This is a genomic window from Micromonospora sp. CP22 (assembly GCF_009712475.1).
Classification (GTDB): domain Bacteria; phylum Actinomycetota; class Actinomycetes; order Mycobacteriales; family Micromonosporaceae; genus Micromonospora.
Genome location: NZ_VCJO01000018.1, coordinates 39,732 through 51,936 on the forward strand (window position 1 = coordinate 39,732; position 12,205 = coordinate 51,936).

The 12,205-nt window shown below is 69.3% G+C and carries 12 protein-coding genes and 1 tRNA gene; 3 read left to right on the forward strand and 10 right to left on the reverse strand.

Features of this window, described 5'->3' with window-relative positions; genetic code table 11:
- Positions 1 to 6: 6 nt before the first annotated feature.
- From cbiQ to FF096_RS22360, 3 genes are read right to left on the reverse strand one after another with little or no spacing between them, the layout of a single operon-like run.
- Complete coding sequence (gene cbiQ, locus FF096_RS22350) at positions 7 to 777, reverse strand: cobalt ECF transporter T component CbiQ (protein ID WP_309223769.1); 771 nt, start codon at positions 775 to 777, stop codon at positions 7 to 9.
- A gap of 6 nt (positions 778 to 783) precedes the next feature.
- Positions 784 to 1,170 (reverse strand): PDGLE domain-containing protein, encoded by a 387-nt coding sequence (locus FF096_RS22355; protein WP_309223770.1) that lies wholly within the window; start codon positions 1,168 to 1,170, stop codon positions 784 to 786.
- Positions 1,167 to 1,883: an energy-coupling factor ABC transporter permease gene (locus FF096_RS22360; RefSeq protein ID WP_309223771.1), complete on the reverse strand. Its 717-nt coding sequence runs from the start codon at positions 1,881 to 1,883 to the stop codon at positions 1,167 to 1,169. The genes FF096_RS22355 and FF096_RS22360 overlap by 4 nt, the downstream gene beginning before the upstream one ends.
- Before the next feature lie 141 nt (positions 1,884 to 2,024).
- Between FF096_RS22360 and bcp the strand changes: the two genes are divergently transcribed.
- A complete protein-coding gene (gene bcp / locus FF096_RS22365; RefSeq protein ID WP_155221514.1) occupies positions 2,025 to 2,501 on the forward strand; it encodes a thioredoxin-dependent thiol peroxidase in 477 nt (158 codons plus the stop codon).
- Between the two features lie 111 nt (positions 2,502 to 2,612).
- Positions 2,613 to 2,700: transfer RNA gene (locus FF096_RS22370), tRNA-Leu, on the forward strand.
- Between the two features lie 54 nt (positions 2,701 to 2,754).
- Here FF096_RS22370 and FF096_RS22375 read toward each other — a convergent pair.
- The 3 genes from FF096_RS22375 to FF096_RS22385 all read right to left on the reverse strand — a co-directional run bounded on the left by FF096_RS22375 (position 2,755) and on the right by FF096_RS22385 (position 5,514).
- Positions 2,755 to 3,762 (reverse strand): expansin EXLX1 family cellulose-binding protein, encoded by a 1,008-nt coding sequence (locus FF096_RS22375; protein ID WP_309223772.1) that lies wholly within the window; start codon positions 3,760 to 3,762, stop codon positions 2,755 to 2,757.
- Between the two features lie 95 nt (positions 3,763 to 3,857).
- On the reverse strand, positions 3,858 to 4,676 hold the full coding sequence (locus FF096_RS22380; protein ID WP_309223773.1) for an MOSC domain-containing protein: 819 nt from the start codon (positions 4,674 to 4,676) through the stop codon (positions 3,858 to 3,860).
- A 4-nt stretch (positions 4,677 to 4,680) separates the two neighbouring features.
- On the reverse strand, positions 4,681 to 5,514 hold the full coding sequence (locus FF096_RS22385; RefSeq protein WP_309223774.1) for a class I SAM-dependent methyltransferase: 834 nt from the start codon (positions 5,512 to 5,514) through the stop codon (positions 4,681 to 4,683).
- A gap of 212 nt (positions 5,515 to 5,726) precedes the next feature.
- Between FF096_RS22385 and FF096_RS22390 the strand changes: the two genes are divergently transcribed.
- Positions 5,727 to 6,803: an LCP family protein gene (locus FF096_RS22390; protein WP_155221517.1), complete on the forward strand. Its 1,077-nt coding sequence runs from the start codon at positions 5,727 to 5,729 to the stop codon at positions 6,801 to 6,803.
- A 66-nt stretch (positions 6,804 to 6,869) separates the two neighbouring features.
- On the opposite strand, the gene FF096_RS22395 is transcribed toward FF096_RS22390, so the two are convergent.
- From FF096_RS22395 to FF096_RS22410, 4 genes are all read right to left on the reverse strand, one after another.
- Positions 6,870 to 8,333, reverse strand: coding sequence for a sugar transferase (locus tag FF096_RS22395; protein ID WP_230462860.1), 1,464 nt, complete (start codon positions 8,331 to 8,333; stop codon positions 6,870 to 6,872).
- 166 nt (positions 8,334 to 8,499) lie between these two features.
- Complete coding sequence (locus FF096_RS22400) at positions 8,500 to 9,447, reverse strand: endo-1,4-beta-xylanase (RefSeq protein ID WP_155221519.1); 948 nt, start codon at positions 9,445 to 9,447, stop codon at positions 8,500 to 8,502.
- A gap of 263 nt (positions 9,448 to 9,710) precedes the next feature.
- Positions 9,711 to 10,877, reverse strand: coding sequence for a polysaccharide pyruvyl transferase family protein (locus FF096_RS22405; protein WP_155221520.1), 1,167 nt, complete (start codon positions 10,875 to 10,877; stop codon positions 9,711 to 9,713).
- The gene (locus tag FF096_RS22410; RefSeq protein ID WP_155221521.1) at positions 10,867 to 12,159 is read right to left on the reverse strand and encodes a lipopolysaccharide biosynthesis protein; all 1,293 of its coding nucleotides are present in this window, start codon (positions 12,157 to 12,159) and stop codon (positions 10,867 to 10,869) included. Before FF096_RS22410 ends, FF096_RS22405 begins: the two co-directional genes overlap by 11 nt.
- Between the last annotated feature and the right edge of the window lie 46 nt (positions 12,160 to 12,205).

Sequence of the window (12,205 nt, forward strand, 5' to 3'; positions counted from 1 at the left end):
CTTCGATCATGTCAGGACGGCCGCCGTGGCGGCGACGGTGGCGGCCATGACCGGCACGGTGGCCGCGATCAGCCACTGCCCGGTCGTCGCCGTCGCCGTGCCCTGCCAGACCGGCGGCATCCGACCGGTGTAGCCACGCGACACCATCGCCAGGTAGACCCGCTCGCCGCGCTCGAAGGCGCGGAGGAACAGCGCGCCGATGCCGGCGGCGAAGCCGCGCAACTGCCACACGAAGCGCGGGTCGTCGCCCCGGGAGATCCGGGCGAGCCGCATCCGTCGGGCCTCGCCGACCAGCACGTCGAGGTAGCGCAGCATGAAGGTGGCGATCTGGGTGAGGATCTGCGGGCAGCGCAGCCGGTCCAGCCCGACGATCAGGTCACGGGTGCTGGTCGTCGCGGCCAGCAGCAGCGACGCCCACACGCCGAGGGTGCCCTTGGCGATGATGTTCCACGCGCCGTAGAGACCGTCGACCGACAGCTGCCAACCGGCCACGTCCACCCGTTCGCCCGCGCCGAGGAAGGGCAGGGCGAAGGCGAACAGCACGAACGGCAGCTCGATGGTCGACCGCAGCAACAGCCAGCGGGCGGTCACCCGGGCCAGCGCCGCGACTGCGGCGACCAGCAGCGCGTACGCGCCGAAGGCCCAGAGCGCCTCGCGCGGGGTGGCGACCACGGCGAGCGTGAACGCCACCATCGCGGCGATCTTGACCTCCGGCGGCAGCCGGTGCACCGGCGAGTCGGCCGACCGGTACAGCACGTGGGCGTGACCGGCCCCCACCGCCGCCTACCCCCCGCTCGTGGTGGCCGGGTCAAAGCGTTGCGTGTCGGTCTGCTCCTGCGACACCGGATCCCGGCGGCGGACCAGCCAGAACGCCCCACCGGCCACCGCGAAGGTCAGCAGGACACCCAGGACACCGGAGAGCCCGGTGGAGAGGAAGTCGTTGTCCACACCCGCGATGCCGTAGTCGGCCAACGGTCCGCCGATCTCGTGCTCCCGCGCCTGCTGCGCGGGGCAGCTACCGCCGATGATCTCGTCGTTGGCGTCGAAGGTGCAGCCCTCCCGCAGCGACGAGTCCAGCCCGTCCGGATGCGACGAGGCGAAGTTGCTGACCACACCGGCCAGCAGCAGGGCGACCAGGAGCCCGCCGACGATGAAACCCCACTTCCTCACCGGACACCTCCGACGGTCGGAACGGTCACCGACGCGGCCGGTTTCCGGGCGCGCAGCGCATACACCAGATCGGGTCGGACCTTCGCCACGGTGACCACGGTGGTGGCGGTGATCAGCCCTTCACCGATGCCGATGAACAGGTGGGACACGGCCATGGTGGAGGCCAGACCGGTCAGGTTCCCGCCGAGATCGGTGGTGCCGCCGAGCTGGTACTGGAGCACGAAGCCCATCGCCGCGACGACCACGCTGACCAGCGCGGAGACGAAGGCGGTGACGGCCAACCCGGCCGGGTTGCGCGGCAGCACCCGGAGCAGCAGGACGATCAGCAGGTACGCCACCACGATGCCGATGACGGCCATGTTGGTGATGTTGAGCCCGAGCATGGCCACCCCACCGTCGCCGAAGACGAGCGCCTGCACCACGAGCACCACCGCGACGCAGAGCGCGCCGACCCACGGCCCGACCAGCATGGCGGCGAGGGCACCGCCGAGCAGGTGGCCGCTGACCCCGGCGGTGAAGATCGGAAAGTTGAGCATCTGCACGGCGAAGATGAACGCGGCGACCAGACCGGCCATCGGCGCCAGCCGGTCGTCCAGGTCCTGCCGTCCCCGCCTGACGCAGTACGCCATGGCGGCCAGGGCGATCACCGCGAAGACCGCGGCGACCGGACCGTTGATGATGCCGTTGGAGATGTGCATCGCCAGGGTTTCCACGTGACCTCCCACGTGTCGACGAGCCCGTGCCCGCCGGCAGGGGTGAGCCTATTTCCCATACTGTGCTGTTGCCAAGAGCTGGCAACAACATCGGTACGCCGTGCCGACCGACCCGGAGTCGCCCGGCGATAGGGTCGTGTCATGACCGCACCCGCCCGCCTGTCCCCCGGAGACCCCGCGCCCGGATTCAGCCTGCCCACCGACACCGGCGGGCAGCTCACCCTTGCCGACCTGCACGGCCGCAAGATCATCCTGTACGCCTACCCCGCCGCGATGACTCCCGGCTGCACCAAGCAGGCGTGCGACTTCCGCGACTCGTTGGCCTCGTTGCAGGCCGCCGGATACGAGGTGGTCGGTATCTCGCCGGACAAGCCGGAGAAGCTGGCGAAGTTCCGCGAGCGGGACGCGATCACCTTTCCGCTGGTCGCCGACACCGACAAGACGGTGTTGACCGCCTACGGCGCGTACGGCGAGAAGCAGATGTACGGCCGCACCGTCACCGGCGTGATCCGCTCCACCTTCGTCATCGACGAGCAGGGCCGGATCGAACGGGCGCTCTACAACGTCAAGGCCACCGGCCACGTCGCCAAGCTGCGCCGCGACCTCGGCCTGGACTGAGTCGTCGTCGCGCCGCGTCCGTCGTCTCGGCCGGAAGGCGCGACGGCCGGCTCATCCCGAGGGAGGCCGGGTTCGCCCCGGCCGGGGTTCGCTCTAGAATCACTCAGGCCAGCGGGAGTGGCGGAACTTGGCAGACGCGATAGGTTTAGGTCCTATTGTCCGAAAGGACGTGGGGGTTCAAATCCCCTCTCCCGTACCAGCAGCAATCCCTGCCAGACCGGCTCCCCAGGTTGTCGAAAGCCCGGCCACGATCTCAGCCGCAGCCGGGTGAGGGGGCGGGGGCAGCAGCGACCGCCTCGACCGCGCTCGGCTCGGCCGAGGCGGTCGCACCGTCCGTCACCGTGGCCGACGGCGTCGGCCGGGCCGAGGCACGGGTCGACGCGCTGGCCGACGGTGACGGACGCGCCGACGGTGAACTGGTAGCCGCGACCGACCCACTGGAACCGCCCCCGTACATCCGGACGGAGCTGCGCTGCACCTGGCCCGGCGCCATCTTGATGCCGGTGGCGGTGACCCGGTGGCCCCGGGTGTCGGTCACCCGGATCTGGTACGGGCCCGGCCCGGCCCCGGAGTCGATCAACCAGTAGTTGTAGCTCTCCCGAGCCGCTGACCGCCACGCACCCGAACTGCCCTGGCGCACCTCGACCGAGCGCAGCGGGTTGCCGTGCCCGGCGACCAGCACCGCGAACCACCACTGCGACGCGCCCTCCTTGATCCGGAAGGTGAGCGGGCCGGACAGCGGCGGGTCGACCACCAAGCGGTGGCTGACGTCGACGACACCCTGGACCGGGTCGGCGATGCGGGCGAAAGCCTCCCGGGACAGGTCGATGTGGCCGGGCGGGCACTCGGGGCACTGGTCCATCACCATCACCCGCACCGTGCCCTTCGGCCCGGTCACGTCGAGATACCCGCCGCAGGCGGCACCGTCGGCGTACTCCGAGGGGCCGAGCGCGACGTACCGCCGGTCGGCCGGTGCGGCGGGGTAGGAGCAGTTCCCGCCCGCGCCCTTCGAGTCGTAGAAGGTCGCCTTTCCCTTGTGGAGGGTGCCGGCGGCCGGCGGAGCGAGCAGCACGTCGGCGGCCGGCAGCGCGACAGCGGGACGGACCAGTGCGGCGCAGGCCGGAGCGGCACCGGACTGGAGAGCGAGGCTGAGCCCGACGACCGTGGCGAGCACGGCGACGGCCCCGCCAGCCAACCAACGACGCGGTGGAAAACGCCGGATCGGAGTCTGGGCGGCAGGGCCGTCGGTTCCGTCGGTCACGTGCAGACATGCTGCCCGAGCGTCAGCCGCCCGAACAAGCGAGCTAAGCGAAAGCTAATGAAGAGGTTCGTCGCGGCGGCGCGTCGCCACCCCGGTCAGTCGAGCAGCTCCACCGGGTCACCGAGCCGCACCCGGCCCGCCTCCAGCGGCACCAGGTTGAGTCCGAACAGGAGCTTCCGACCGATGTTGCGGTGCCGGGCGAGGGTACGCAACGGCTCACGGCCGCGTACCCCGGTCTCCTGGTCGGTGGTGATGACCAGGCAGCGTGCCGACGGACCGGCGGCGCGGAACCGGACTCCTCCGATGCGTAGGCCGCGTCCGGGCCAGTCGTCCTCCGCCCAGGCGGCAGCACCGTCGACCACCAGGTTGGGCCGGAAGCGGGTCATCGGCACCGGCTGGGCACCGCTCGCGTCGAGCCAGTCGCCGAGCGCGGCCAGCGACGCCGTGTTGGTCAACAACACCGGGTACGCGTCGGCGAAGCTGACCTGGTCACCGGGGTCGTACTCCCTCTCGCCCCGGGGGATGTGCCGAGCCGGCCGGGCGAGCCGAACCAGCCGGACCGGCCGACCGAGCACGTCGGTGAACCAGGCGTCGGCGACCGGACCGGCAGGCAACGCGTCGACCCGCAGCACCCGCCGCCGAAAGGTCCGCACCGGCACCGGCGTGACGTCGGTCGGCTCCGGCACCACCAGGTCGGAATGGCCGTCGGCGTGCAACAGCAGCCCCTCGGGGCCGGGCCGGGCGTGCACCCGGACCAGCGACGCGAGGTCACGCTGGGTGATGCCGATTCCCTCGTCGTCGACGAGCATCCAGCGTCGGTCCCCGTCCAGGCCCCACGGCCGTACCCCGGCCTCGTCGTGCACCAGGCCGTGACAGCCCTTCACCGGATAGGTGCTGATCCCGCTCAACCGCACCCGGTCACCATGCCACGCCGATGCCGTCCCCGGGGTACCAGTGGTTCGCCGGGGTCTCCCGATAGGCGAGGAACCGCCGCCCGGTGCGCTCCGCGTGCTCGGCCAGCACATTGGTGTGGGTGACGTTGTCGGTGAGCAGCATCGCCCCCGGAGCCAACTTCGGCTCGACCGCGGCGAACTCGCGCCGCTCGTAGGCACGGCTGTGGTCACTGTCGTGCAGGAACAGGTCGACCGGCCGGTCCAGCGCGGTGATCGACTCGACCGAGTCGCCGATCACCAGGTCGATCACCTCCGACCAGGGCGCGGTGCGGGCTAGATACCCGGCCTCGGGGTTGATGTCGATGGAACTGACCCGACCGGGGTGCCCCTCGGCGGCATTGCGCAGCAGCGCGGCGGCCAGTACGCAACTGCCCAGCCCCTTGTCGACGCCGGTCTCCACGATGTGCTTCGGTCGCCGAGCCCGGACGATGGCGTACCAACCGATGCGGCGGGCGTACCGGACCTGCTGGTCGGCCAGACCACGCCGGGCCGCGCCCGCGATCGTCGAACGGATGTGCTCCCGCAACGCGTCGTCCGACTCGATCTCGTTGAGGTACCCACGGACCTGCTTGACCGGCAGTTCGCAGACCACACTGACGAACCAGGCGAGATGGTTACGACTGAGCTTGGTCAGCTCATACGTGTAGTTGTGATGCTCCCGCGAGGCCACCAGCCAGCGAGCCGAGGTGCGCAGCACCTTCGCGTCGTGCCGGGCGACAGTGACCAGGCGCTTCGGGAAAGCGGCGACGGAGGCGAGGCGGGTGCGGGCGATCGCCCGCCGCAGCTTGACGGCATCCACCGCTGCGTTCTACCAGACCCAGGGAGCCAGTTGGGTGACTCTCGCGCCTCACCACCAGGCAACTCGTTGAATACCTCGTCTGATGCGCAATCGGGCAATCTACTTCCAACCAGACGTGATGGCGACGACGCGGGTCCACTTCACACCAGTGGTGGGGTGCGGCCCGACCTGCGGGTGCACGCCCGAAACGTGAAATCAGTAGCATCACCGGCATGTCAAGTGGTGAGCAGGCGGGGAACTCGGCGGACACCCCGCCGTCGGGGGGCACCGAGGTTACGGAGACGAACGCGGAGGACACCGCACCGCAGCCTGTGCGGCGACGCCGGTGGCTCCGGTTCACGCTGATCGGCCTGCTGGTGCTTGCGCTGGTCGGTGTCGGCGGAACGGTGGCTGCCGGGCTGTACCTACGCTCGATGGAGTCCGATATCGAGCGAGTCGACGCGTTCGACGGCGTGCCGGAGGAGACCCGGCCGGAGGTCGTGGCGACCGGTGCGGTGAACATCCTGGTACTGGGCAGTGACTCCCGCGACCCGGAGAGCACCGGTGGTTCCCGAGCCGACACGATCATCCTGGCCCATCTACCCAAGGACCGCTCCAGCGCACAGCTCATCTCCATCCCCCGGGACACCTGGGTTCCGGTACCTCGATCGAAGGAAGGCCGGGGCGGTCGCGACGCGAAGATCAACGCGGCCTATGCCTGGGGTGGCGTGCCGCTGATGGTGCAGACCGTGGAGCAGTTCACCAAGGTACGCGTCGACCATGTGGTGATGGTCGACTTCGCCGGATTCAAAGAGATCATCGACGCCCTCGGCGGCATCGAGATCGACTCGGAGAAGGAGTTCACATCCATCCACCCGCCTTTCCGCACCTTCCGGAAGGGATCACAGCGGATGGACGGCGCGACGGCTCTGGACTACGCACGCCAGCGCAAGCAGTTCCCGGACGGGGATTTCGCCCGCATCAGGCACCAGCAGCAGGTGATCCGGGCAATCATGGAGAAGGCCACCTCAGGCGGCCTGCTCACCAACCCGGCGAAGCTCAACTCCTTCCTACAAGCCACCTCGGACAGTCTGTCCGTCGACCGGGATCTCTCCCTGCTGGACATGGCCACCGAGAACCGCAACCTGCGCAGCGGAAACCTGTTCTTCCTGACCACCCCGACGAAGGGCACCGGACGGGTCGGGTCGGAAAGCGTGGTCTTCGCCGACCTGGAACGGTCCCGCGCCCTCTACGAGGCGGTTCGCGACGACGCGGCCCAGGAGATCATCGCCCGTGCCGATCGGAGGTAGTCCGACGCCACGCCACCCGCCACGTAGGCGGGTGGCGGGCCGCGGACGTGCTCGGTCCGGCACCGCTCAGTAGGCGCCGCGCCGGGCAAGGACCACCCTGACCGTTCGCCACAGGATGCCCAGGTCGTAGATGAGCGACCAGTTGTCGACGTAGTGCAGGTCCAGGCGGACGGCGTCGTCCCAACTGAGATCCGAGCGTCCGGAGATCTGCCACAGTCCGGTGATGCCCGGTCGCACCAGCAGTCGCCGGCGCACGTCGCCCTGGTAGTCGTCGTCCTCGGTGGGCAGTGGCCGAGGACCCACCAGCGACATCTGCCCCATCAGCACGTTGACCAGTTGTGGCAACTCGTCCAGTGACAGCCCGCGCAGGTGTCGACCGATCGGAGTGACCCGGGGATCATCTTTGATCTTGAACAGTAGGCCGTCGCTCTCGTTGCGGTCGCGCAGGGCTTCCAGGCGCTGCTCGGCGTCGGTGTACATGGTGCGGAACTTCCACACCTTGAATGCCTTGCCCTGATGGCCGATGCGAGTCTGGCGGAACAGCACCGGGCCGGGGTCGGTCAGCTTGATAGCCAGCGCGATACCGGCCAGAAGCGGGCTCAGCACGATCAGTCCGACCAGCGCGGCCACCCGATCCATGACGCTCTTGGCCAGGAGAGACAACCCGGAGATGGTGGGTTCCTCAACGTTGAGCAGCGGCAGTCCCTCGATCGGCCGGACATGGATACGCGGCCCGGTGACGTCGGTGACCTGGGGCACCACCACCAGGTCGAGACCGGTCCCCTCAAGCTGCCAGGCCAGCTTGCGCAACTCGTACGACTCCAGGCTGGCCGGCCCACAGACGACGATGGTGTCCGCACGCAACTGCTGCACCAGCGGGACCAGGTCCCAGCCCACGTACACCGGCACCGGCGCGTTGACGCGCTCGCCCGCTCGCGGATGCTGCGGCAGGTGAATGGCGACCGGTCGCAGCCCCGCACCCGCGTTGCGGGTGACCACCTCGTGCACGGCCAACGCGTCAGCCAACCGCCCGACCAGCAGCACCTTCTGGGAGGCCCGCTGGTGCACCCGGCGGATCCGCCGCAACACGACCCGGGCCACGAACCGCACGAACACCGTGTAGACCAGCAGACCCACGATGATGGCGGCGACTGTCGCCCGGGAGACGTCCTTCTTGAAGCCGAGAGCGAGGAAGGAGACGGCGGCGGCCATGGCGATGTTGGCCCGCACCACCCGGTTGAGTTCCTCGGTGCCACGGCCGAGGGCCCGCCGGTCGTACGCGCCGGCGCCAGCCAGGATCGTCAACCACAGCAGGGGTACGCCGAGGTTTGCCACCAACGCAAAGGTGGTCACCGCGTCACCGAGGACCCGCTCGTCCCAGAACCCGGCGTCAGCGTCCTCGAAGAGCGCCACAACCGTTCGACTCGCCGCCACCGCGGCGACGAAGTCGAGTACGACCAGGCAGGCCGCGTACCGACGTCGCCACTTCGCCCGTGGGGCGACCGGACGGCCGAACACTGAACGCGGCATCCCGTTCGACGGCGGTGTGATCACGCCGAGGTCCGGGTCGAACCTCGGCGAGGGTACGACGGTCGCCAGGATCTGAGTGTGCGCGGACACGATCTTCCTTTCACCGGACCTCATATGCGAGGCAGCAAGGACGGCGGGAACGTCTGCCCTGGATTCCGGACGAGGTTCAGTTGGTGGTAGGGCTGGCCCTGTCGGTGCCGGCATGCCTACCGAGTTCGTCGATCAACGCCTGGTGAGCGGGTTTCGGCGCGAGATTGCCATCGAAGAGGCAGGCCGCGCCATACCCGCGGTGGTAGCCGGGTATCCAGCTACGTGCGTCGGTGAAGCCCCACACGGTGAAGGACACACACGCCGGCACCGTGAGGCACGACCTCAGCACCTGCCGGTAGACCGCCGCCTGCCGCTCGAGCTTCTCTGGCGTCGTCGGAAGCTCGACCCTGACGTCAAGCTCGGTGATCGCCACCGACACTCCCACGTCCGCGAAGCGACGCAGGTTCCCGGTGAGATCGCGGGGTGGCTGGTCCCAGGCGATATGGCTCTGGAATCCCACACCGTCCACTGGCACCCCTTCGCGGCGCAGTTCCTTCACCAGCTTAAGTAGAGCGTCGGCCTTCCTGGTGCGCCCCTCGATGCCGTAATCGTTGATGAACAGGCGCGCTCCAGGGTCGGCCGCGTGCGCCCAGCGGAATGCGTCGGCGATGTACCTGCGACCCAGCTTGCGTAGGAACAGTGTCTCCCGCAGCGAACCGTCCTCGTCCAGTACCTCGTTGACGACATCCCAGGCCCACACCCGGCCCCGGTAACGGGACACGACCTCGGTCACGTGGTCCCGCAGTTCCGTCCGGAGCCGCTCCGCCGGCCAGTCCGGCGACACCCAGGTCGGCACATCGCTGTGCCACACGAGGGTATGCCCGTACACCGCCTGACCGTGGCGCTCGGCGAACTCGATCAGCTGATCCGCGCCGGGCCACGCGTACACACCGGGCAGTGGCTCCAGGTTCCGCCACTTCATGGCGTTCTCGGTGGTCACGGCGTTGAACTCGGCACCGAGCAGCGAACTGTAGGCCGGATCCAGGCTGAGGCTGCGACCATCGACTGCCGAGCCGATCCGCATTCCCGGCGGCGTCAGTTCCCGGAGAGTCTTGCGGCCCGGTGCCGCCGGCTCGGATGCCACCGGCTGCGCGTCGGCCGCTCCGGCCGCCTCACCACCGCGCGACTTGACCACCAGCGCGAAACCGGCCGCCAAGAGCGCTGCGATCACCACCGCCAGTGACACCAGCACGGCAGCTAGCCGGAGCGTTCCGGGCCAGCCGGGAGGTGGCCGCACCGAGTTCGCGGGTTGCCGCGCAACGTCGCTCCGGGTGGGGATCTGGTCGATCACGTCCGCGCCGATCCGGCGAGCGCCCAGGGCGCCCGGGTGAAGTTCCACCGCGCACGCTCGGCGAACTCCTCCCGAGCCAGCCGTGGGACCGCCTGATCGTTGATCATGTCGGCCAGCACCTTCGTCACCTCGACCGGATCCTCCGGCACCCGAACCAGTCGTCGCGAGTCCGGCTGGCCGATGTCGTCCAGGAAATCATCGCACTTCTGTTGGTACGGAACGAGAGCGAACGGAACGCCTGCCAGGTACGCGAAGACGGCCCCGTGCAGCCGCATATGAAGGCCGAGGTCGCAGCGCTTCATCTCGTCCCAGCACGCTCGCACGCCGTCCCGGGCGGTCACCACACGGACATCGCAACGCCCGTCGAGGGCACGGCGAAGGCGTTCGCTGACCCGCTCGTCCCCGTGTACGGGGTGAGTGTTGAAGACGAATACCGTCACGTCCACCGGTTCCCTGTGCACCAGTTCGCGTACCCCGTCGATCAGGGCGTCTTCGCGCCGCCGTACCTGCGGAGCAGCAGCCTCGTAGTCGACCCCGAGCAACGTCACGCCCAGTCTCGCCCGGGACCCCGACACCGGACCAGACTGCGGCGGCAGGCGCTCCCCGAGCGCTTCTGGCAGCAGCCCTGCGAGGTCTCCGGCGGCGACCAGCGCTCCGGGATGTCCCGCACTCCGGAGGAGTTCCGCGGACGCCTGGTCGCGTACGCCGATGAACTCGACCTGGCGGAGCACCTCCAGCAGTCGCCGCTGCGCCGCAGGCGACAGGAACGGCCCGACGGAGACGCCGATCGCGGCCATCGGATGTCCGGAGAGACGGGAGAAGAGGGTGAACAGTCGCTTCTCGCTGAGCGGCCCCATGTCCCGGAAGACCGAGCCACCACCGAAGACGACCATCGAGGAGTCGCGCAACAACGCAGCCTTGTTCAACACCCACCCCACGCGGTCCGGCACACTGCGAGACCGGTACCAGCGTGGGTTCATCCCAGTGAGCTCGGGCGGCAGGTCCACCATGGGTGGTGCCGCGAACACGGGTCGTTCGCTACCCCAGTAGATCCGACTGGCCCAGTCGATCACCACACAGAAGGCGTTGTCGCCGACGTTCTCCATCCCGTAGTAGCCGACGACGAGTGGCCGCCGAGCAGCGAGATCGGCTTCAGGACGCACTCGGAATCCCCCTCGTCAGACGCTGACGCAGATCGCGCCACGACGGCAGATCCGCGCCGCGCACGACGCGGCGCCGGACCGTGACCCAGAACAGCACACAGAGCACCGCCTCGGCCACCACCGTGGCGGAGGCGGTGCCACGCAACCCCCACAGCGGGGTGGCTACAGCGAGGGCCGCCAGCAGCACCAGGGCGCCAATTCCTTGCTGGACCACCTTCCGGCGAAGCAAACCGCCGCTGGTGAGCAAGGCGGCCACCGCGGCACCGCCGAACCGGAAGGGTATGGCCAGGGCCAGCAGCGCCAGCACCGCCGCCGAGTCGCCGTACTCGGCCCCGAGCAGGACCGGTAGCAGCTGCCCGCCGAGCGCGACCAGCGCCGCGACAAGGATCCCTAGCGCGATCATGCCGGACGTGCCGAACCGGTACGCCAGCAGCACCGCGTCCCGGTCACCATGGGCCCACCGGTGCAGCTTGGCCAGAAAGTACTGCTGGTACACGACCCTTGGGACCAGATACGCCGCAGTGAGCACCGCCATCGGTACGGCCAGCACCGCGGCAGCCTCCGTACCCAGCACCTCGGCTGCGACGACGGTCCCGAGATAGATGCCCATCAGGTAGAACACGTTGCCCAGGACGAACGGGGTGGCGGCCCCGACCACGCGACTCACCGGAACGTCGGTGATCGCCGTGACCTCGGTGCTCTGATGCCCCTCCAACTGCGCCGTGCCGGCGACGAACGGTCGCAGCACCCTGACGCAGGCGACCACGGTGAGCAGTGCGACGACGGCGTAACCCGCTGCGACATCCACCACTGACAGCCCGATGGCCCAGGCGGCGAACACCACCAGCACTCGTCCGACGTGCGGTGCCACCTGAAGTACCGACAGCCCTCGGTAGTCACCGCGCAGCTGTTGCGCCGATGCCACCAGGGTCAGTCCGACCTGGGCGACGATGACACTGGGGAGCAGCATGCGGACCGTCGTCGTGTCGGGTTCCGCGCTCCCGACGAGGCTCCACAGGACCGCCGCGGCGAGCACCCCGACACAGATACTCCCGACGAGCCGCAATGACGGTCGCACCCAGCGCCTGGCCGCGTGGCCCTCCAGCCCGAATCGTTGCAACCACAGTTCGGAGACGCCGAAGACCACCAGCGGTGCGGCCAACGCCATGACAGCCAGGGCCGCGCTGAACGTGCCGAAGGCGCTCTGCGGAAGGGTGCGGGCCAGCAGGATCTGCGCGCAGAACGCGGCGACGGTGACACCGACCTGACTCAGACCCAACATGCCCAGGTTTACGAGGATCCGGACGAGACGGTTCGGGGCGGCGGCT

What these genes read in the sequence shown, in the direction of transcription:
- FF096_RS22390 (WP_155221517.1), top strand. Translation starts at nt 5,727, where the DNA reads ATGTCAAGTGGTGAGCAGGCGGGGAACTCGGCGGACACCCCGCCGTCG.
- FF096_RS22395 (WP_230462860.1), bottom strand. Translation starts at nt 8,333, where the DNA reads ATGCCGCGTTCAGTGTTCGGCCGTCCGGTCGCCCCACGGGCGAAGTGG.
- FF096_RS22400 (WP_155221519.1), bottom strand. Translation starts at nt 9,447, where the DNA reads ATGCGGATCGGCTCGGCAGTCGATGGTCGCAGCCTCAGCCTGGATCCG.
- bcp (WP_155221514.1), top strand. Translation starts at nt 2,025, where the DNA reads ATGACCGCACCCGCCCGCCTGTCCCCCGGAGACCCCGCGCCCGGATTC.
- FF096_RS22410 (WP_155221521.1), bottom strand. Translation starts at nt 12,159, where the DNA reads ATGTTGGGTCTGAGTCAGGTCGGTGTCACCGTCGCCGCGTTCTGCGCG.